The organism is Streptomyces mayteni, assembly GCF_054783955.1.
On record NZ_BAAGPR010000103.1, the window covers coordinates 1 to 19,880 of the forward strand.

General features: G+C 75.3%; 15 protein-coding genes. 8 read left to right on the forward strand and 7 right to left on the reverse strand.

Annotation, left to right across the window (positions count from 1 at the left end; translation table 11 throughout):
• The coding region (locus ACYVPE_RS31640; RefSeq protein ID WP_461037208.1) for a beta-ketoacyl synthase N-terminal-like domain-containing protein at nucleotides 1-6,151 on the reverse strand (6,151 nt) is incomplete at its 3' end.
• Between the two features lie 462 nt (nucleotides 6,152-6,613).
• Between ACYVPE_RS31640 and ACYVPE_RS31645 the strand changes: the two genes are divergently transcribed.
• Entirely contained in the window at nucleotides 6,614-7,387 is a 774-nt protein-coding gene (locus tag ACYVPE_RS31645; protein ID WP_461037209.1) for an SDR family NAD(P)-dependent oxidoreductase, read from the forward strand.
• 20 nt (nucleotides 7,388-7,407) lie between these two features.
• Nucleotides 7,408-8,553, forward strand: coding sequence for a galactonate dehydratase (gene dgoD, locus ACYVPE_RS31650; RefSeq protein ID WP_461037210.1), 1,146 nt, complete (start codon nucleotides 7,408-7,410; stop codon nucleotides 8,551-8,553).
• A 66-nt stretch (nucleotides 8,554-8,619) separates the two neighbouring features.
• On the opposite strand, the gene ACYVPE_RS31655 is transcribed toward dgoD, so the two are convergent.
• Entirely contained in the window at nucleotides 8,620-9,012 is a 393-nt protein-coding gene (locus ACYVPE_RS31655) for a nuclear transport factor 2 family protein (protein WP_461037211.1), read from the reverse strand.
• Here ACYVPE_RS31655 and ACYVPE_RS31660 point away from each other — a divergent pair.
• Entirely contained in the window at nucleotides 8,924-9,514 is a 591-nt protein-coding gene (locus ACYVPE_RS31660) for an NAD(P)H-dependent oxidoreductase (protein WP_461037212.1), read from the forward strand. The two genes, ACYVPE_RS31655 and ACYVPE_RS31660, sit on opposite strands and share 89 nt — an antisense overlap.
• Here the strand turns inward: ACYVPE_RS31660 and ACYVPE_RS31665 are convergent.
• Together ACYVPE_RS31665 and ACYVPE_RS31670 are read right to left on the reverse strand one after the other, a co-directional pair.
• Nucleotides 9,511-9,963: an HIT family protein gene (locus ACYVPE_RS31665; RefSeq protein WP_461037213.1), complete on the reverse strand. Its 453-nt coding sequence runs from the start codon at nucleotides 9,961-9,963 to the stop codon at nucleotides 9,511-9,513. The two genes, ACYVPE_RS31660 and ACYVPE_RS31665, sit on opposite strands and share 4 nt — an antisense overlap.
• Nucleotides 9,964-9,975: 12 nt before the next feature.
• Nucleotides 9,976-10,380, reverse strand: coding sequence for a pyrophosphohydrolase domain-containing protein (locus ACYVPE_RS31670; RefSeq protein WP_461037214.1), 405 nt, complete (start codon nucleotides 10,378-10,380; stop codon nucleotides 9,976-9,978).
• Nucleotides 10,381-10,510: 130 nt separating this feature from the next.
• On the opposite strand from ACYVPE_RS31670, the gene ACYVPE_RS31675 reads away from it, so the two are divergent.
• The 4 genes from ACYVPE_RS31675 (at nucleotide 10,511) to ACYVPE_RS31690 (ending at nucleotide 14,140) form a co-directional block, all read left to right on the forward strand.
• Nucleotides 10,511-10,945 (forward strand): VOC family protein, encoded by a 435-nt coding sequence (locus ACYVPE_RS31675; RefSeq protein ID WP_461037215.1) that lies wholly within the window; start codon nucleotides 10,511-10,513, stop codon nucleotides 10,943-10,945.
• A 188-nt stretch (nucleotides 10,946-11,133) separates the two neighbouring features.
• Complete coding sequence (locus tag ACYVPE_RS31680; protein WP_461037216.1) at nucleotides 11,134-11,595, forward strand: hypothetical protein; 462 nt, start codon at nucleotides 11,134-11,136, stop codon at nucleotides 11,593-11,595.
• Between the two features lie 183 nt (nucleotides 11,596-11,778).
• Entirely contained in the window at nucleotides 11,779-13,260 is a 1,482-nt protein-coding gene (locus tag ACYVPE_RS31685; protein ID WP_461037217.1) for an MFS transporter, read from the forward strand.
• Between the two features lie 85 nt (nucleotides 13,261-13,345).
• On the forward strand, nucleotides 13,346-14,140 hold the full coding sequence (locus ACYVPE_RS31690) for a nucleotidyltransferase (protein WP_461037229.1): 795 nt from the start codon (nucleotides 13,346-13,348) through the stop codon (nucleotides 14,138-14,140).
• A 26-nt stretch (nucleotides 14,141-14,166) separates the two neighbouring features.
• Here the strand turns inward: ACYVPE_RS31690 and ACYVPE_RS31695 are convergent, their stop codons facing one another.
• The 3 genes from ACYVPE_RS31695 to ACYVPE_RS31705 all read right to left on the reverse strand — a co-directional run bounded on the left by ACYVPE_RS31695 (nucleotide 14,167) and on the right by ACYVPE_RS31705 (nucleotide 18,858).
• On the reverse strand, nucleotides 14,167-14,964 hold the full coding sequence (locus ACYVPE_RS31695) for an SAM-dependent methyltransferase (protein ID WP_461037218.1): 798 nt from the start codon (nucleotides 14,962-14,964) through the stop codon (nucleotides 14,167-14,169).
• A 186-nt stretch (nucleotides 14,965-15,150) separates the two neighbouring features.
• Entirely contained in the window at nucleotides 15,151-16,437 is a 1,287-nt protein-coding gene (locus ACYVPE_RS31700) for a cellulase-like family protein (RefSeq protein WP_461037219.1), read from the reverse strand.
• Nucleotides 16,438-16,461: 24 nt separating this feature from the next.
• Nucleotides 16,462-18,858: a beta-galactosidase gene (locus ACYVPE_RS31705; RefSeq protein ID WP_461037220.1), complete on the reverse strand. Its 2,397-nt coding sequence runs from the start codon at nucleotides 18,856-18,858 to the stop codon at nucleotides 16,462-16,464.
• 165 nt (nucleotides 18,859-19,023) lie between these two features.
• On the opposite strand from ACYVPE_RS31705, the gene ACYVPE_RS31710 reads away from it, so the two are divergent.
• Nucleotides 19,024-19,740: a FadR/GntR family transcriptional regulator gene (locus ACYVPE_RS31710; RefSeq protein ID WP_461037221.1), complete on the forward strand. Its 717-nt coding sequence runs from the start codon at nucleotides 19,024-19,026 to the stop codon at nucleotides 19,738-19,740.
• Nucleotides 19,741-19,880: the final 140 nt, after the last annotated feature.

Consider the following 19,880-nt stretch of genomic DNA (forward strand, 5'->3'; position numbering starts at 1 on the left):
CGGGGAAGGCGGCGCGCAGCGCGGCGCGGTCGACGGCGCCGGCGGTGGCGGGGTCCTCGGTGGCGGCGGGGACGGGGGTGCGGCCGAGGAGTTCGATCCGGCAGCGGCCGGCGGCGGCGACGGCGCCGGCGCCGCGGGCGGTGATGCCCCGGGCGCCGCCGGCCAGCAGCAGCGCGGCGTCGTGGTCGAGGCCGAGGGCGGCGGCCTCGGCGGCCGCGTCGGCGGCCGGTCCCGCGCCGGTGGCGGCGAGCGGGCCGAGGTCGGTGGGGGTGAGGGCGAGCGCGCGGCGGCGGCCGCCCTCGGCGAGGACGACGGGCTCGCGGTCGGTGGCGGCGAGTTCGGCGAGGATCAGGTCGGCGAGGGGTTCGGTGGTCTCGGCGCCGACCCGCAGCAGGCTGGCGTGCAGCTCCGGGTACTCGCGGGCGATGGTGCGGAACAGCCCGCGCAGGCCGGTGGCGGGTCCTTCGGCGCGCTCGACGGCGAGGAGCCGCCTGGGGGCCTGCGAGAGCAGGGTCTTGAAGAGGGGGAACGCCTCGGGGAGCGGCGGTTCCGCCCCTTCGCCGGCGGCCAGGGCGTCGAGGTGGACGACGAGGTCGGCGGGGGCGGCCCCCACGGTGGCGCCGGCCGCGGTGAGGCGGGCGGCGAGGGCGGTGGCGAGTTCGCCGCCGCCGACCAGGTGGACGGTGGTGCCCGGCGGCAGGGTGCCGGTGGGCTCGGGCAGCTCCCGCTCGGTGAACTCCAGGCGTCGCGGGGCCTCGACGACCGGCTCGGCGGCGGGTTGCGCGGACGACGGCGCCTCGGGCTCCGGCTCAGGCTCGGGTTCGTTGCCGCCGAGTCCCTCGGTGAGCAGCGCGGCCAGGCCGGCGGCGGTCCGCGCCGTGCTGAGCCGGTCGAGGTCCTCGCCGCCGTCCACCGGCAGCCCGAGTCGGCTCGCCAACTCGCCGGCGATCTCGGCCCGCTTGATCGAGTCGACGCTCAGGTCGGCCTCCAGGTCGAGACCGGGCTCGATCATCTCCACCGGGTAGCCGGTGCGCTCCGCCACCACCGCGAGCACCGCGCCCAGCACGTCGAAGGACTCGGCGGCCGGCGCCTCGACAGGCACGGGAACGGGAACGGGGGCGGGGGCGGGGATCGGCTCCGCGACGGGGGTGGGCGCCGGCAGCGCGACCTGCGGGGGCGCGGCGGGCGCCGGGAGGACGGGGGCCGCGCCGGCGCCGAGGTAGCTGAGCAGGACGTCGCGCTGGGCGGTGACCAACTCCCGGCTGGTGCGCAGGAACTCGGCTATCAGGGCGTCGGGCCCGGTGGGGTGGGCCCCGTGCTGGTGGGGGTCCTGGGGCATGATCCGCTCCGTGACAAGGCGTGGGGGGTGGAGGGCTCCGGGCAGGATGATGCCGTCGGCGCGGCGGACGAGCTGGCCGTCGACGGTCCAGCCTGCCGGTGTGGGGGTGGTGGCGGTCTCCGGGTCGACGGCGTCCCGGCCCTGGAAGAGCCGGCCGGCGCGCACGTCGGCGCCGGTGACGGCGAGTTGGGCGAGCGCGGTGAGCAGCCCGGAAAGGCCGGGGCGGCGGCGGTCGTCCAGGGTGACGGTGGTGTGCGGGCGGTCCTCGAGGATGGCGTCGACGAGGCGGCTGAGCACCCGTCCCGGGCCGACCTCGGCGAAGACCCGGGCCCCGGCGGCGTACATGGCCTCGATCTGCTCGGTGAAGCGGACCGGGGCGCCGATCTGTTCGGCGAGTTCGGCGCGGATGGTGTCCGGGTCGGCGCGGTAGGGCGCCGCGGTGCGGTTGGCCCAGACCGGGAACGCGGGTGTGCCGAAGGGGAGTCGGGAGAGGTGTCGGGCGAACACCGCCCCGGCGCCGGCCACCTTGGGGCTGTGGAAGGCGCAGGCCACCCGGAGCGGCTTGGTGGCGAGGCCGGCGCCGCGCAGCGTCTCGGTGGCCTCGGCCAGCGGTTCGGTGGGGCCCGAGACGACGGTCTGGCGCGGCGCGTTGTGGTTGGCGACGACGATCGCGCCGGCGGCCGGGGTGCCGCGCAGCGCCGCCTCGATCTGGGCGGGGGTGGCGGCGACGGCCGCCATGCCGCCGGGGTCGCCGGTGCTCACCTCGGCGAGGATGGCCTCGGCCCTGGCGGCGCTGGCGGCCAGCACGTCGTCGGGCGCCAGTACGCCGGCGGTGCCGAGCGCGACCAGTTCGCCGTAGCTGTGGCCGGCGGCCATGTCCGGGCGGACACCGAGGCTGGACAGCAGTTCGGCGGCGGCCAACTCGACAAGGCCGAGGGCGGGTTGGGCGACGGCGGTGTCGGTGATCCGGGCCTGTTGCCGGGCCGTCGCCGCCTCGTCGAAGGCGGCGGGCGGGTAGATCCGGTCGGCCCAGCGGGCGCCGCGCCCGAGATGGTGCTGGAGTTCGGGGAAGGCGACCAGGAGTTCGGCGAGCATGCCGGGTCGTTGGCTGCCCTGGCCGGGGAAGAGGAACGCCAGCCGGCCGGGCTCGGCGCCTTCCTGGGCCGCGGTGTGGATGCCGTCCTCGGGGGCCGACTCGCCGTCGGCGGCCCTGCGCAGCAGTTCGGGCAGGGCGTCGAGGCGGTCGGCGACGACGGCGATCCTGACGGGCTCGCCGCGGGTCGCCGCCAGGTCGGCGCGGCGCGCCGCGTGACGCGCGTAGTCGCGGAGCCGCCATGGCCCGCCGCGTTCCACCAGGGCGAGCAGCGACGTGGCGGCGGCGCGGGCGGCCGAGTCGTCGCGGCCGCGGAACAGCAGCAGCTCGACCGGCCATTCGTCGAACGCGTGGACGGCTGGCGGCTGGTTGTACGCGCGTAGCACGACGTGGAAGTTGGTGCCGCCGAATCCGAAGGCGCTGACGCCGGCGATCCGTTCGGCGGGCTCGGTGGCCCAGGGGCGCGCCTCGGTGTGGAAGGCGAACGGGCTGCTGGCCTCGTCCCAGGCGCGGTTGGGCCGGTTCAGGTGCAGGGTGGGCGGGCGGACGCCGTGGTGCAGGGCGAGGGTGGCCTTGATCAGCCCGGCGAGGCCGGCGGCGCACTTGGTGTGCCCGATCTGGGACTTGACCGAGCCGACGACGCAGCCGCCGGGCGCGGCCCCGGCCTCCTCGAACACCTGGGTGAGGGTGGCGAGTTCGGTGCGGTCGCCGACGACGGTGCCGGTGCCGTGGGCCTCGATGAGGCCGACGTCGGCGGGCGAGACGCGGGCGTTGGCGTAGGCACGGAGCAGCGCGGCCCGTTGGCCCTCGGGGCGGGGTGCGGTGAGGCCGAGGGCCCGGCCGTCGCTGGCGCTGCCGACGCCGTCGATGACGGCGTAGATCCGGTCGCCGTCGCGCTCGGCGTCGGCGAGCCGCTTGAGCACCACGCAGCCCACGCCCTCGCCGAGCGCGATGCCGTCGGCCGCCTCGTCGAAGGTGGCCGAGCGGCCGCTCGGCGAGAGGGCATGGACGGAGGAGAAGAGCAGGTAGTCGTTGATGCCGTTGTGCAGGTCGGCGCCGCCGCACAGCACCAGGTCGCTGGTGCCGGTGACCAGTTCCTTGCAGGCGGCGTCGACGGCGGTGAGCGAGGAGGCGCAGGCGGCGTCGACGGTGTAGTTGGCGCCGCCGAGGTCGAGCCGGTTGGCGATCCGGCCGGCGATCACGTTGGCGAGCATGCCGGGGAAGGAGTCCTCGGTGAGCCTGGGCAGTTGCTCGTCGAGGCCGGCGGGGACGGCTCCGAGGTAGCCGGGGAGCACGCTGCGCAGGGCGCTGGCGTTGGAGAGATCGCTGCCCGCCTCGGCGCCGAAGATCACCGAGGTGCGGCGGTGGTCGGCTTCCGGGCCTTCGAGGCCGGCGTCGGCCAGGGCGCGCCTGGCGGCCTCCAGGGCGAGCAGTTGGACGGGCTCGATGGCGGCGAGCGAGGCCGGCGGGATACCGAAGCGCAGCGGGTCGAAGGGGATCGGCGGGAGGAAGCCACCCCATTTGGAAGGGGTGCGCTCGCCGTCGCCCGCCGGGTCGTAGTAGAGCTCGGCGTCCCAGCGCTCGGCGGGGACCTCGGTGACGCAGTCCCGGCCGGCGAGGATGTTGGCCCAGTAGGCGGACAGGTCCGCGGCGCCGGGGAACATGCCGGCCATGCCGACGATGGCCACCCGCAACGGCTCCGGCGCGCGCTCCGGCGCGTCCTCGGTGGCGTGCCCGGGCGCGGGCAGCCCGAGGCGGGGGCGCAGTTCGGCGGCACGGGCGCGCAGCCAGCGCTCCGCGCCCTCGGCGACGGACTCGTGGAGGTCGGCCAGGGTGGTGACCCGGTCGCGCAGCGCCACCGTCTCGCCGGCCATGAACATGCCCTCGTCGGCCTGCCGGCGTTCGTCGACGGGGCGCAGCTCGTCGCCGACCCGCTCGATGCCCTTGCTGGCCAGCCGGAGCCGGCCGACGTTGAACCGTTCGAGCCGCTCCCAGATCTCGCGTTCCGGCACGCCCTCGGCGCGGAGTCGGGCGCGGAGCCGGGCGAAGTCGGCGCCGAAGGCGCTGCTGGCGCAGCGGGTGGCGTGGCCTGGGGCGGTCTCCAGCAGGTCGGTGCCCTCGGCGGCCACGAGGTGGCGTTGGAAGAGCGGCCCGATGGCGCCGGCCCTGACGGCCTCCTCGGTGAACAGGTAGGCGGTGCCCATCAGCACGCCGGTGGCGACGCCGGCCCTGGTGAGCGGGGCGGCGAGGGCGGCGGTCATGGCGGCGGACCGCTCGTCGTGGACGCCGCCGGCGAACAGCACGACGAGGCCGTCGCCCCCCGGCGCTTCGGGGTCGAGGCCGGCGAGGTGGTCGAGCAGGACCTCGGTCTGCGCCTCCCAGAGCGGGAAGCTGTTGCGGGGCCCGACGTGGCCGCCGCACTCGGCGCCCTCGAAGACGAACTTGCGGGCGCCGGCGGCGAGGAACTGCCGCAGCAGCCCGGGCGACGGCACGTGCAGGAAGGCGGCGATGCCCTCGGCCTCCAGGGCGGCGGCCTGGGCGGGGCGGCCGCCGGCGACGATGGCGTGGGTGGGGCGCAGCCGGCGGACGACGTCGAGTTGGGCGGTCCTGACGGCCTCGTCGGCGAAGCCGAGGATGCCCACGCCCCAGGGCGCGTCGCCGAGGGCGGCGCTGGTGCGCTCCAACATGGCGCGGGTGCCCTCGGCGCCGGTGAGGGCGAGGGCGAGGAAGGGCAGGCCGCCGTGGGCGGCGACCTCGGCGGCGAACTCGGGCTGGTCGCTCACCCGGGTCATGGGGCCCTGGGCGACGGGCAGCCGGGTGCCGAGGGCCCGGGCGGCGGGGGCGTCGGGGGCGAGCGCGGTGGCGGCCGTGTCGTCGCGGACGGCGTCGGCGACGGCCCCGCGTATGCCCCGCACGACCTCGGCGACGGTGGGCCAGCGGCGGGCGAACACGGCGGCCAGCGGGGCCTCCTGGCCGACCGGGAGCAGCTGGGTGCGCAGCTCTGGGCCGACGCGGGCGGCGAACTCTGCCGGGTCGTCCGGCAGTTCGGGGGCACCGGGGCCGCGGCGGCGCAACACCCGCACGCCGTGGTGGCGGACCGTCTCGGTGCCGTCGAGCCCGGCGAGGGTCTCGGTGATCTCCAGCGGCAGGGCGGCCTCGTCGAACAGCGCGAGCTGGGTGTCGAGCACGACGCCGGCCGCGCCGCCGACCACGGCGGCGGCGGCCGTGTGCGGCCCGATCCCACCGGCGGCCCAGACGGGGAGGGCGTCGCCGAGGTCGGCCAGCACCTGCTGGAGCAGCACGAAGGTGCTCAACTCGCCGGCGTGGCCGCCGCTCTCCGAGCCGCGGACGATCAGCCCGGCGGCGCCTGCGGCGGCCGCGGCGCGGGCGCCTGGCAGGTCGGTGACCTCGGTCAGCACGGTGCGACCGCCGAACTCGGCCGGTTCGCGCGTGGGGTCGGCGAGCAGCACGGTGCTGGCGGCCGCCGGCAGGTCGCCGGGGACGACGGGGCATCCGGGGCGTACCCGGACGCCGAAGGGCGCGGTGGACCAGCTGACGGTGCGGTCCAGGGCGTCGGCGGCGCCGCGCGCGTCGCCGTCGGGCAGTTCGAGTACGCCGAGCGCCCCGGCTCGCGTGGCTGCGACGGTCAGCCGTGGCGAGGGACGGTGCACCGGGTTGATCACGATGACGAGACTCGACTGCGGGGGATGGGGGGACATGCCGGGCTCCGGCATCCGCATGGACTCTCCCGACTCACGATCATGAGACAAGCAGACGTCCGCATTACACGCAGCGGCGTTTTGGCATGTCAACAACTCGTCCAGGGGTAAAGGTGACGCTGCGTGAACAACAGATGAGGCGCCGGGGACGGTAGCCGACGGGGCGTCACTTCGCAGCCTGGCCCTTCTCGTCCCCTTCACTCAGAGACAACGCCCATGACACAGAGGTGACATGGCCATGAAATCTACGCGGATCACCTTTCCGTCGCCACTGTGGGCCATCTCACAGCCCGCGCGCCGCCCGTTCCGCGACCACAGGCGCGCGCCAGGGCGCACGCGAACCGGCGCGCGCGCCGCGCGCGAGGGTGCGCGCGAGGGCCGAACCCTCGTCGACACCCTTGGCAGCCGCCGATAATTAATATTTAATATCGACCGAGCCAAGGTGCCGCACTGGAGGTCGACGTGCCCACTCCCCCACCCCCCACGGGCCGGTTCGCCGACCGGTGCGTCCTGGTCACCGGCGCCGCGTCCGGGATCGGCGAGGCCACCGCGCGGCGCCTCGCCGCCGAGGGCGCCGGGGTCGTCGTCGCCGACGTGGCGCGGGAGGCCGGGGCTGCGGTGGCCGAGTCGATCGGCGCGGCCGGCGGCCGGGCCGCCTTCCAGCACCTCGACGTGTCGGACGAGGCCGGCTGGGCCGCGGCGGCGCGGGCGGCCGGCGAGCACTTCGGGCCGGTGTCCGGCCTGGTCAGCAACGCCGCCATCGCGATCGTCGCACCCGCCGACGCGACCGAACTCGCCGACTGGAACCGGCAGTTGTCGGTGAACCTGACCGGCGCCTTCCTCGGCTTCCGGGCCTGCCTGCCCGACCTGCGCCGCACCCGGGGCGCCGCCGTGCTCGTCTCCTCCGTACACGCCTCGTTCGGACTGCCGGGCCGCCCCGCCTACGCCGCCGCCAAGGCCGGCCTCACCGGCCTGACCAGGCAACTCGCCGTCGACTACGGCCCCGAGGTCCGGGTCAACGCGCTGCTGCCCGGGCCCGTGCTCACCCCCCTGTGGGACGGCATCGGCGACGAGGACCGGCGGGCCACCGAACGGGAGACCGCCGCCCGTCGCCTCGGCCGCCCCGAGGAGGTCGCGGCCACCATCGCCTTCCTGCTCTCCGCCGACGCCTCGTACGTCACCGGCGCCTCGCTGCACGTCGACGGCGGCTGGAGCGTCCGGAAGAACGGTTCCTAGCACGTCAGGAGTACCCGCCCGTGAAGATCACCCGCGTCGAGACCTTCGCCGTCCCGCCCCGCTGGCTGCTCTGCCGCGTCGAGACCGACGACGGCGTCGTCGGCTGGGGCGAGCCCGTGGTCGAGGGGCGCGCCGCCACCGTGCGCACCGCCGTCCACGAGCTCGCCGAACTCCTCGTCGGCAGGGACCCGTCCCGGATCGAGGACCACTGGCAGCTGATGACCAAGGGCTCCTTCTACCGTGGCGGCCCCGTGCTCTCCAGCGCGGTCGCCGGCCTCGACCAGGCCCTCTGGGACATCGCGGGCAAGACCCTGGGCGTGCCGATCCACGTGCTCCTCGGCGGGCCGGTGCGGGACCGGGTCCGGGCCTACAGCTGGGTGGGCGGCGACGATCCGTCCGAGATCGCGGACGCCGTCACCGCCCAGGTCGAGGCGGGCTTCACCGCCGTCAAGATGAACGCCAGCGGCCGGATGAACCGGCTGGCCACCGTCGCCGACCTCGACCGGATCGTCGGCCGGGCCGAGGCGGCGCGCGAAGCCCTGGGCCCCGACCGCGACTTCGCCGTCGACTTCCACGGCCGCTTCACCGCGGCCAACGCCCGCAAGGTGCTCCCCCGGCTGGCCCACACCAATCCGCTGTTCGCCGAGGAGCCGGTACTGCCCGAGTACACCCACCTGCTCGGCGACCTGGTCGCCGCCTCGCCGGTGCCGATCGCCACCGGCGAGCGGCTGTTCTCGCGCACCGACGCGCTGCCGGCCGTCCAGGCCGGGGTGGCCGTCCTCCAGCCCGACCTCTCGCACGCCGGCGGCATCTCGGAGGTCCGCCGCATCGCCGCGCTCGCCGAGACCTTCGACATCCCGATCGCCCCGCACTGCCCGCTCGGCCCGGTCTCGCTGGCCGCCAGCCTGCAGATCGCGTTCGCCACGCCGAACTTCCTGATCCAGGAGCAGAGCATCGGCATCCACTACAACACCGGCGGGGAGGTGCTGGACTACGTCGTGGACCGCGAGGTCTTCCGCTTCCACGAGGGCCACTTCGCCCGCCCGACCGCGCCCGGGCTCGGCATCGAGGTGGACGAGGCGGCCGTCCGCACCGCCAACGACGCCCACCCGTACTGGCACGGCCCCGTCTGGCGCCACCCCGACGGCTCCTTCGCGGAGTGGTGACGCGCCGCCCTGGCGGGCTCATGGCCCTCGAAGGGGCATCGGCCACCGGACCTCGCCGGCCGCCGGTCAACCCGCCGTCCAGGGGCGCGGCTTGTCGGGGTTGAGGACCGCCCAGATCCGGCTGATCCGGCCGCCGGAGACGTCGAACGCCAGCACCGAGACCGTGACGCCGTCCAGCCGCGCCACCAGGCCCGGCTGACCGTTGACGACGCCCTCCAGGAGCGTCAGACCGGACGCCGCGACGGCCCGCTCCGCGAAGAACCGCGCGACCCGCCCGGCCCCCTCGACCGGGCGGGGCGCCGCGGAGCCGAGCCCGCCGCCGTCGCCGACCGCGGTGGCGTCCTCGGCCAGCAGGTCGACCAGCGCCTCGATGTCGCCGGCCTCCCAGGCTCGCTTGAACGCCCGGACGACGTCGGCGTGTTGGCCGGCCGACGTCTCGGGGCGCCGCGCCGCGCGCACCCGGCGGCGGGTCGCGGAGACGGCCCCGCCGGAGGCCGTCGAGGCCAGGCCGGAGTGGGCCCAGCATCTGAGGGACACCGCCGAGGTGGCCGAGGCCGGCCACGCCGACCTGGAGTGGGCGGACGCGGTGCTGTTCGGCACGCCCACCCGCTTCGGCAACCCGGCCAGCCAGTTGCGGGCGTACACCACGGGACCGCTGTGGTTCGCGAACAAGCTCTCCGACAAGGTGTACTCGGCCTTCACCGCCTCCAACACCGCCCACGGCGGCCAGGAGTCCACCCTGCTGGCACTGGGCAACACGTTCCACCACTGGAGCGGCATCATCGTCCCGCCCGGCTACACCGCCCCCATCCAGTTCGAGTCCGGCAACCCCTACGGCGCCTCCCATGTGACCGGCGAAGGACCGCCCGCCGAGGTCTCCCTCGCGGCCGCCGCCCACCAGGCCCACCGCGTCGTCGAGACGGCCGCCGCCCTGAAGGCCGGCCGCGCGGCCGCCGGCTAGGCGGCGAGGCCGGCGAGGGCGGCGCGCAGCCGCTCCGCGTAGGCGCGGCGGCGGCCGGCCGGGAGCCACTCGGGCTGCGGGGGCGTGCGGTAGAGGTCGTCGTCGGGGTAGCGCGGGAAGAGGTGCTGGTGGAAGTGCCAGACGTCCTGGTTGCCCGCGGGCTCGTTGTGCTGGCGGGTGGAGACGCCGGCGCAGTCGTAGGCGGTGCGCAGGGCGCGGGCGAGCAGGCGGGTGGCGTCGAAGACCGCGTGCCCGTCGGCGGCCGGGAGGTCGTAGAGGTTCTCGTGATGGGCGACGGGGATGATCAGCAGATGGCCCGCGTTCCGGGGCCACCAGCGGGGGCAGACGATCGCGAAGACGCGCTCGTCGCGGTAGACCACGTCGGGTTCCCGGTCCGGGGTGAGATGGCAGAACGGGCAGTGGTAGTCGGCCGGTTCGTGGTGGTGCACGGGGCGCCTCCCTCAGGAACCGGTCGACGGCCGCGTGACGAGGCCGTCGAGGATCGGTGGTCGGTAGCCGGGGCCCTTGAGCACCTTGCCGTCGGCCCGGCGGAGAACCCGGCCGTCCGCGTCGAGCTTGCTCATGTTGGACCGGTGGACCTCGACGAAGACGGCCGGCAGGTCGATCCCCAGCGCGTCCGCGGCGCCATAGGTGACGTAGAGGACGTCGGCCAGTTCCTTGGCCACCGCCTGATAGGCCGTGACGGGGTCGTCGCCGGTTCGCAGGGCCTTCGCAAGGTCGGTGAGGGCCTCGGCGGCCTCGCGCGCTTCCTCGACCAGCAACGTCCGGCGGTGCTCCGCCAGCTCAGGGCGTTCGGCCTCGGCCTCGCCATCGAACACCTCGCGGAACTCCGCGACTCGTCGCATCGGCTCATGGTCCATCCCCCGACTCTAGGACCGTGGTCGCGGAGGTGCCGCGGGCCGCCGCCACCCCACCGACGGCCTGCGGAGTCATACCGGGAGATACGTGGCGGAGCCCCCCTGCTAGGGTGCGCCGATGTCATCGATCAAGCGGTTCCAGGTCGCCTTCGACTGCGCGGAGCCCGAGCGCGTCGCCCGTTTCTGGTGCGAGGTGCTGGGGTACGTCGTGCCGCCGCCACCTGCGGGGTTCGCCACCTGGGACGACTTCCAGGGCTCCCTGCCTCCCGAGGAGCGGGACGCGTGGTTCGTGTGCTCCGACCCCACGGGGGTGGGCCCGCGACTGTACTTCCAGCGCGTTCCCGAGGGGAAGGTCGTCAAGAACCGGGTGCATCTCGACGTGCGGGCCGGCACCGGACTCGTGGGTGAGGAGCGTCTGGCCACGCTCGAGGCCGAATGCGCACGCCTGGTCGCGTTGGGCGCGGTACGCGTGCGGCTGCTGCCGGCCGACGAGGAGAACGAGTCGTGCATCGTGATGCAGGACGTCGAGGGCAACGAGTTCTGCCTCGACTGAACCGCGTGGCGGGGCCGAAACCGGCCGGCCGAACCTGGGATCGGTAGGCGTCCCCCGCGGCCTAGGGTCCGTACCGCCAGGCAGGACCGAGGCGAGGAGAAGGCCCATGACCGGAACGGTCAGCACGCGTGACGCGACCGGCGGCCGGACGGCGTCCGCGGTCCTCGTCCCCGCGGGACGGTCCTGAGATGGCGGGCGGCGCGGACGGTCCCGAGCCGACGCGGGTGTCGAGGGTCGGCACGTTCGACGCCCTGTTCCTGTACTCCACCGCCGCGGGGCTCTGCCTGTGCGGGCCGGTCATGCTGGGCTTCTCCCCCTTCGCCGGTGCCGGCCTCCTGCTCGCGGGCTCGCTGTGCACGGTGCTCTGCCTTCCGCTGGGCCTCGGCCTCTGGTTCCACACCACGTTCGAGAGGGAGAACAACCGGCGGCTCGACGCCTCCGGGGTCGCGGCGACGGCGGAAGTGACGAGCCTGACCGACTGGGACGACGGGGAGTCGGCCGGTCTCACCGTCGGGCTGCGGGTCAGCGGACCGGGGTTCCGGACGTTCGAGACGACCTGGAAGCGCTCGTCGCACCCCGCCCTGCGCGTGGGACTCCGGCTCACCGCCGTGGTCGACCCGTCCGGCAACCTCTTCCGGGTCGACCTCTGAACGGACCAGGCTCCGGACCAGGGCCCGGTCCGGACCCGGACCCGGACGGCGTGTCAGTGCCGGGTCGGCCGGCACGGCCGGCCGTACGCTGGGCCGACGATCGGGAACGGCCAGGTCAGACCGTTCGGGCGGCGCCGCCGCGCCGCCCGCCGTCCCCGCCCCGCCACCACCCCGGAGCCGCCCATGCGGTCGAGCAGCTCGTCGCCGCGCCTTCTGAACCGGGTGCCCTGGGCATCGAGCTACCCCGCCGCGGTAGCCCTCGCCCTGCTCGCGCTGACCCCGTTCCTCGTCCTCACCACGGCCACCTCGCTGATGCGGCAGCCCCTGCTTGAGCAGTTGGGGGCCACCCCGTTCGAACTGCAACTCGCCGTCGGGCTTTCCAACGCCGGGTACGCCTTCGGCGCGGTCGCGGCGGCCGACCTCATTCTGCGGGTGCCGCGGCGCTGGGTGTACTTCGTGTGCGAGGGCGGCTTCGTGGTGGCCGCCGCGCTGGCGCTGATCGCGCCGGGCATCGGGCTCTTCGCGCCGGCGCTGATCATGCTCGGCGTGTTCACCGGCGTCCTGCTGGTCGTCGCGCTGCCGCCGCTGATCACCCGGCACGGCGTCGACCGGCTGCCGACCACGGCCGCGGTGATCAGCCTCGGGCTGTTCGGGATGGTCACCATCGGGCCGCTGCTCGGCGGCCTGATCGGCAGCTACGGCGGCTGGCGGCTGCTGTTCGTCGGGGTCACCGCGCTGGCCGCGATCGGCCTCACCATCGGCGTGCTGACGTTCGAACACAACGAGCCGCTGCGGCCGGGCGCGCGGTTCGACTGGTACGCCATCCCGCCCGCCCTGCTGGCCACCGCGCTGCCGTTCTTCGGCGTCGCATGGCTGACCAGGGGCGAGTTCGCCAGCGTGTGGTTCTGGCTGCCGCTGACGATCGGGGTACTGACCGGCGTCGTGCTGGTCGGCGGCCAATACTGGCGGAAGGAGCCGCTGATGCCGGTCCGCCCGATCAGCGACACCCTGCCCGTCACCGGCATCGCCGCCGCCATGGTCGCCGGCGCGACGTTCACGACACTCATCGAGCTGACCGAGGCGTATCTGCTGGCGGTGCCGCGGTACAGCCCGATCCGGGTCGGCGGGCTGCTCACCGCGCAGGTCGTCGGCATCGCGGTCGCCGCGCTGCTGGTCAGGCGACTGCTGCGAACCCGCTGGCTGCCGGTGATGGCGCTGTCCGGCCTGCTCAGCGTGGCCGTGGGGGCGGTCCTGCTGCTGACCGTCTCGCCGGGGAACGCGTCCGCGGTCGTGCCGGCCGCGGCGGTCTTCCTCGGCTTCGGCGCGGGCGCGGGGGTGACGCCCGCGCTGTTCCTGGCCGGTCTCTCGGTGCCCGCCCCGGCGATCGGCTCGATCTTCGCGCTGGTCGAACTGCTGCGCTCGGAGGCCGCGTTCCTGGTCGGGCCCGTGCTGCTGCACCTGGCCCTCGACAAGGGCATCGAGGACGGCTTCAAGTTCGCCACGGCGATCACGCTGGCCATCACGCTGGCGGGAGCGGCGCTGCTGGTCACGCTCTTCGCGCTGGGCACCGACCGGCTCCACCCACCGGACCTCGACACCTGGGTCACCGGAAAGCAGGGCGCCTACCGCTCACCCCCGCTGCTCGCCCGCCTCAGGAAGTCGTGACGGCCGCTCCCGGCGCCCCCCGGGCGAAAACCGGTGGGGCGGGCGGGCGGCAGGCGGCAGAGTGGGCCGGGTGAACGGGCGAGGGATGAACGAGGACGGGACGATCGCGCGGGAGGGCGCGCTGGAGCGGGTGGAGGCGGCGTTCCGGCCGGTCGTCGCGGCGGCCCGGATCCGGATCGGCGAGGTGTTCGGGGACGGGCGGCTGCACAGCGCGTACCTGTACGGCAGCGTCCCCCGGGGCACGGCGGTCGTCGCGGTCTCGGACCTGGACCTCCAGCTCGCGCTGCGCCGCGAGCCCACCGCGCGGGATCGGGCGGACGCCTCGGCCCTGGCGGCCGAACTCGACCGCGCCTTCGCGGAGATCGACGGCGTCGGCATCCTGCTCTCCGGCGCCGAGGAACTGCTCGGCGAGTTGGAGCGGTACGACGGCGGGTTCTTCGTGGCCTGCCTCTGCACCCCGCTGCTCGGCGACGACCTCGCCGAGCGGCTGCCGCGGTACCGGCCGACCTCGCTGCTGGCCAGGGAGACCAACGGCGATCTGGCGCTGCTGCTGCCGCGCTGGCGTGCCCGCGCGGCGGAGGCCGCCTCGGAGGCCGAGCGGGCGCGGCTGTGCCGCGGGGTGGCGCGGCGCGTCGTCCGCACCGGGTTCACGCTGGTCATGCCCCGGTGGGGCGGCTGGACCAGCGACCTGGCGGAGTCCGCCGAGGTCTTCGGCCGGTACCACCCGGAGCGCGCCGACCAGATGCGGGTCGCGGCTGCCGCCGGCCGCCGGCCCTCGGGGGACCTGGCGGTGCTCCGGATGCTGACCGACGACCTGGGGCCCTGGCTGGCCGCCGTGTACACCGCCGAGCACGGGGAGAAGGCGCCGCGCCCCGGGTAGCCGCGCCCCGGGTAGGACTCAGTCCTTCACGCCGACCGCCGCCCACATGGCCACCTGGGCGTCGAGGTCCGCGGCCGGCGGGGCGAGGTCGGCGGGTCGGGGCGCCAGCGGTGTGGCACCTCGATGCCGGGCTCCAGCAGGCGCAGGCCGGTGAGGAACGCGGCGGCCTCGTCGCGGGAGCGGGCCTGCGCGCCGATCCCGCTGCCGCGGTAGATCCCCGCCACCCGCGCCATCACCGTCGGGGCGAAGTCCCCCGTGCCGTGGCTGAGCACCAGCGCGGACCCGGCCGGCAGCGGCTCGACCAGGCGCCGCACCAGGTCGGGTGCGCCCTGCGCGTCCGGCACGAAGTGCGGCAGCGCGACGAGGGAGACGGCCACCGGCCGGTCGAGGTCGAGCGTGGCCGCCGCCTCCTCGAGTATCCGGTCGACGTCCGTGACCAGATCGGCCTGGAGATACGTGGTTCGCCCTCGGGGCTCGCTCCTTATCGACGCGTCGGCGTAGGTGAGCACGAGCGGGTCCTTGTCGACGTAGACGACGGAGGACTCGGGGGCGACGGACTGGGCGACCTGGTGCAGGTTCGGCTCGGTGGGGATCCCGGTGCCGATGTCGAGGAACTGCCGGGTTCCCCGTTCGGCCAGGGCGCGTACCGCGCGGTGCATGAAGGCCCGGTTGACGCGCGCCGCCTGCCGCGCGCCGGGCCACACCGCGAGGACGCGCTCCCCGGCCTCGCGGTCCGCGGCGTAGTTCGTCTTTCCGCCGAGGTAGAAGTCGTAGACCCTGGCGGGGTGCGCGGTGGTGAACCGCGCGTCGGGTAAGGCGTCCATCGCACTCCTCGCGTGGGGCCGGCGTCGCGTCCAGCTCACCACACGGCGCGCCGTCGGCGGGCGCCGTTCCGGCATCCGGGGCGGCGTGAACCGGTGCCGTGCCGGCGGAGGAGGCGGAGCAGGCGGATCGGCGCACGGAAGCGCGGGCCGGCGCCCGGGCGGCGCGGACGCGCCGCCGAGGGGCGCTCAGCCCGTCAGGGCGGCCGCGCCCGCCAGGGCGGCGTTGCACTCGCGCTGCAACGCCACGTCCGCCCACATCGCGTGGTGCGGGGCCGCGTTGGAGCAGACCACGGCGCCGCGGGCGCCGACGCGGGCGGACTCGGCGACGGCTCGGCGGCAGAACGCGGCGCCGACCGGGCCCTCCTCGAAGGTGCCGAGCCGGGGCGTGTAGCCGACCCAGCCCTCGCCGAAGACCAGCGGGACGCCGGCCGCGGCGGCCCAGTCGGCGGCGGCCTCGATCCAGGTGACGAGCCGCTGGTCCATGGCGATCCGGTGGATCGCGTAGCGGTCGTAGAGCCAGGCGTCCCACTTCTCCGGGTCGCACCAGTCGTGCGCGTACAGCTCGCGGAGCGACACGATGGTGGCGGCGAGCCGCCAGCGGTCCTCGGCGGGCGGCAGCCAGTCGGCCAGGTCGGGGGCGCCGGGACGCAGCAGGTCGCGGCGGATCGCGTCCTGCGGGAAGGGGCGGGTCGGGTCGCGGAGCGCGTAGGTGTCGATCAGCTCGTCGAGCACGCCGTAGACGTACGGGTGGAAGGCCGCCACGTCGGCGCCTGCCGGGATGCCGCGGAGCGAACCCACGGGCACGGTCGCGTAGTTGACGGTGACGGGCCGGTCGGGGTGGCGTTCCCTGAAGCGGGCGAGGCCGCGTTCCAGGCGGGGGCGGAGGGCGACGACGCGGTCGGCGTCGGCGGGCGTCCCTTCGACCAGGCGGCCGGCCTGCACCTCGTTGTGGAGTTCGGTGAAGGCGACCCGGTCGTCGAGGCCGTCGTGGGCGGCGAGGAAGTCGATCAGGTCGGCCTGGGCGTCGGCCAGTGCCTCGGCGCGCCGCTCGGGGTCGACGGCCATCAGCGCGTCGTACCACCGCTGGTCGCCGGCGAAGGACGGGCTCTGCTGGTACTCCCAGCTGGAGAGGATGACGTAACAGTCGTGCCGGCGGGCGGCCCGGAACAGCGCCAGCAGGTGGGCGCGGCCGTCGAGTTCCACGGTGGCGCGGACGTCGTACCAGCGCACCCGCTGCCCGAACTCGCCGCCCAGCGGGCCGAGTCGAAGGCGGCTGGTGTCGAGCCCCGAGCCGAAGAGCAGGTACGGCATGGCGCAGACGCGGACGGTGTTGTAGCCGCGCGCCACCGCCTCGGCGAAGGCGCGGTCGAGGTCCTCGAAGGGTTCGCCGGGGCCGGTGCGGGTGTACCAGGTGAAGTCCCAGAGGGAGATGGTGAGTTTCTCGGGCAGCTGGGACGGGAGCGGCGTGGGCACGGGGTGGCCCTCCTTCAGGAACGTTCAGGGGCTCGGGCGCAGGGTGACGGGGTGGAGGGGGTGGAGGGCCGCGGCGTCGAGGCGGGCGGTGTGCCGGGCGGCGGCGAGGCCGGGCTCGGCGTCGGGGGCGACGTGGACGGCGGTCTCCGCGGCGAGTGGCAGGACGCGGATCTCGACGCCGTGTTCCGCGGCCTCGGCGGCGTGCCTGCGGAGGCCGATCTCCCAGTCGGGTCCGAACCAGAAGTGGTCGGCGATCAGTCGGCCGGCGACGTAGGCGCGGGCCGCGTCGCCGGTGTAGGCGAGGCGCAGCAGCCGTTCGCCTTCGCCGGCGAAGGCGTCGGGCGGCAGGGTGAGGTGGTAGTGGGCGGCGTGTGCGAAGTCGGCGTCGGCGGGGGCTGACGCGCGGCCGTGCGCGCCGCCGGTGCGGGGCGGCGCGGGGCGCGCGGTGGTGGTGAGGGCGGCGACGGTGGGGGCGCCGACGGTCGGGGTGGTGAGCGTCCAGCGGGTGAACACGCCGTCTGCGCCGGCGGGTTGGAGTCCGGGGCCGGTCAGCTCCCGGGGCGCGGGGAAGAGCGCGAGCGCCGTGTCGCCCGCGGGGGCGTGGACGCGGAGCAGGTCGCCGTCGACGAGGGCGGGTTCCGGGCACAGGAGCAGCCGGTCGGCGCCGGCGATCCTGAGGTGGTGGAGCCGGGCCGCCTGGTCGGCGGCGAGCACCAGCAGTCTGGCGTGTCCCGGGCCGGTGGCGGCGCGGACGGTGAGCAGGGCGCCGGTGCCCGGGGCGGTGACGGTGGCGAGGGTGCCGGCGGCGTCGGCGGTGACGCGCACGGCGTCGGCCGGTCCGCGCACCTGGGTGCCGGCTGGGAAGGCGAGTCGGGGGGTGACGCCGGCGGTGGCGGCGAGCACGGTGAGGGGCGCGTCGTCGTGGACGAGGCGGGTGAGCGGCTGGGCGCTTGCCCAGTCGAGGCGGGCGGCGTTGCCGAGGTCGAGGCGGACGGGCCAGACGAAGTGGGCGCCGGAGGGTATGGTCACCGGCTCGGTGGGCAGCGTGACGGTCTCGCCGTGCGCGAGGGTGACGGCGAAGCGGACACCCGGCCGGTCGGGCAGCGGCTCGTGGGGCTGGTGGTTGTTGACGAACAGGAAGGCCCGCTCGCCGTCGGAGCGGACGGCCCAGCGCGGGGTGTCGCGGTCGTCGAGGCCGGCCGGGGTGGTCTCGGGGAGCCGGGAGGGCATGGCGGCCAGCTGGTCGCCCCAGGCGCGGAGCAGCAGGTGCTGGGCGCGGAGCGCGTGGTAGGTGGGCCTGGCCTGGCCGTACTCGCCGAGCGGGGCCTGGAAGTCGTAGCTGACGCGCGGCAGGTCGTTGGGGTAGCCGGTGTCGTGCGACTCCTGTCCCGGGTGGTGGCGCCCGGGGTGTTGGGACGCTCCGTGGTAGAGGTAGTAGCCCTGCCAGACGGAGCCGCTGCCGAGCTTGGTGAGGGCGAGTGCGGTGATGTCGGCGGGGGCGATGGCGGGCCTGCGGTGGTAGGCGATGGCCATGCCGCCGCCGAGTTCGCAGGTGGCGTAGGGGTGGCGGCGGTCGTCTGGCGTGGCGGAGGCCGCGGCGGCCGGCTGGTCCGGCGGACCGGTCGGGCGCAGGTCGGCGCCGATCGCGTGGTCGTCGCGGATCGGGCTGAAGAAGTAGTGGCGCCTGATGTGGGTGGCCGGTCCCTGGGTGGCGTCCTCCCAGAACGCCTCGGGGTAGCCGCCGTAGAGCGGCAGCAGCAGGTCGGGCGGGAGCAGCGCGCCGCCCCAGGCGGTGGCGGTCCACAGCGGGGCGCGGAGCCCGGCGTCCTCGGCGAGGCGGCGCAGGGTGGCGAGGTGGTCGGGCTGGTCGTAGAGCTCGTTCTCGACCTGGACGGCGACCACCGGGCCGCCGTCGAACCAGGAGAGGTCGCGCAGTTCGTGGGCGATGGCGGTGAAGTAGCGGCGGACCAGGGCCAGGTAGCGCGGGTCGTCGGTGCGCGGGGCGCAGTCCTCGGCGGCGAGCCAGTCGGGGAAGCCGCCGAGCCGGCTCTCGCCGTGGGCCCAGGGGCCGATCCTGGCGGCGACCGCGAGGTCGAGGTCGTGGCAGAGCCGGACGAAGCGGCGGACGTCGAGGCCGCCGTCGAAGCGGAGGACGCCGCGCTCCTCCTCGTGCTGGTTCCAGAACAGGTAGGTGGCGACGGTGTCGACACCGCCGGCGCGGATCTTCAGCAGTTCCTCGCGCCAGTCGGCGGCCGGGTAGCGGCTGAAGTGGAACTCGCCCATCACCGGCAGCCAGGGCCGGCCGTCGCGGCGCAGGCTGCGGCTGTCCACGGTGACGGGGCGCGGGGTGCCGGCGGGGCTGCCCATGGCCAGGTGTCCGGCCAGCGGCGGGGCGGGTGCGCGGCAGTGCGCGGCGAGCATGCGGGCTCCTGCGGGGTGCGGCTCGGCTCGTCGGGGGACGGCTGGGCTGGTCGGGATGGCTTCATCGTGCGATCGGGTTATCGCACTGTCAAGAACTATTCATAAATAATGTCCACGCTAGACTGGCCGGACCAGGTCCTCGCCACACACCTCCGGGAGCCCGTCATGGCGGCCTACTCAGCCCGCGGCGTGCACGGGCAGGTGGTGCACCACCTGGGCGCCCGCATCGTCGGCGGCGAGTTCACCGAGGGCGACACGCTGGACGTGCGGGCCCTCGGCGAGCAGTTGGACGTGAGCCTCACGGTGATGCGCGAGTCGCTGAAGGTGCTGGCCGGGAAGGGACTGATCGACGCCAGGCAGAAGCGCGGCACCTTCGTCCGCGCCCGCTCCGCCTGGAACCTGCTCGACCCGGACGTGATCCACTGGCGCACCGTCGGCGGCGACGCGGAGCGGCTGCTGCGCGACCTGGCCGACGTGCGCTCCATAGTCGAGCCGGCCGCCGCCCGCCGGGCCGCGCTGCGCCGCACCGACGCCGACCTGGCCGCGCTCGACGCGGCGCTGGCCGCGATGGCACGGGCCCAGGGCGACTCCGCCGCGGCGGCCGAGGCCGACGCCGCCTTCCACCGGGCGCTGTTGGCCGCCACCGGCAACGAACTCCTCGGCCGGCTCGACCTGTTGCTCGAACCGGGGCTGCGGGAGCGTGACCGCCTCGTGCACGCCCACCCGGCGGCCGGCGACCCGGTACCGAGCCACCGAGCGGTGGTCGACGCGGTCCGCGACCGGAACGCGGCCCGCGCCGAGTCGGCGATGCACGACCTGCTGGCCAAGTCCACCGAGGACCTCGGCCTGTTGACCGCCGAAGCGGAACGCCGCGACGCCTGAGGATTCGTCAACCACCGCCCGACGTAAGGGTGTCGGGCCGATGTCGAGCCGGTATCAATCGATGTCCACCCCTTGACGGGCCGGGAAACACGGCAGCAACATCTGTAAACGATTACAGCCGCTGGAAACGTTTACAACAA

What these genes read in the sequence shown, in the direction of transcription:
- ACYVPE_RS31685 (WP_461037217.1), top strand. Translation starts at nt 11,779, where the DNA reads ATGCGGTCGAGCAGCTCGTCGCCGCGCCTTCTGAACCGGGTGCCCTGG.
- ACYVPE_RS31680 (WP_461037216.1), top strand. Translation starts at nt 11,134, where the DNA reads ATGGCGGGCGGCGCGGACGGTCCCGAGCCGACGCGGGTGTCGAGGGTC.
- ACYVPE_RS31695 (WP_461037218.1), bottom strand. Translation starts at nt 14,964, where the DNA reads ATGGACGCCTTACCCGACGCGCGGTTCACCACCGCGCACCCCGCCAGG.
- ACYVPE_RS31675 (WP_461037215.1), top strand. Translation starts at nt 10,511, where the DNA reads ATGTCATCGATCAAGCGGTTCCAGGTCGCCTTCGACTGCGCGGAGCCC.
- ACYVPE_RS31660 (WP_461037212.1), top strand. Translation starts at nt 8,924, where the DNA reads ATGTCGCCGGCCTCCCAGGCTCGCTTGAACGCCCGGACGACGTCGGCG.
- ACYVPE_RS31705 (WP_461037220.1), bottom strand. Translation starts at nt 18,858, where the DNA reads ATGCTCGCCGCGCACTGCCGCGCACCCGCCCCGCCGCTGGCCGGACAC.
- ACYVPE_RS31710 (WP_461037221.1), top strand. Translation starts at nt 19,024, where the DNA reads ATGGCGGCCTACTCAGCCCGCGGCGTGCACGGGCAGGTGGTGCACCAC.
- ACYVPE_RS31690 (WP_461037229.1), top strand. Translation starts at nt 13,346, where the DNA reads ATGAACGAGGACGGGACGATCGCGCGGGAGGGCGCGCTGGAGCGGGTG.
- ACYVPE_RS31670 (WP_461037214.1), bottom strand. Translation starts at nt 10,380, where the DNA reads ATGCGACGAGTCGCGGAGTTCCGCGAGGTGTTCGATGGCGAGGCCGAG.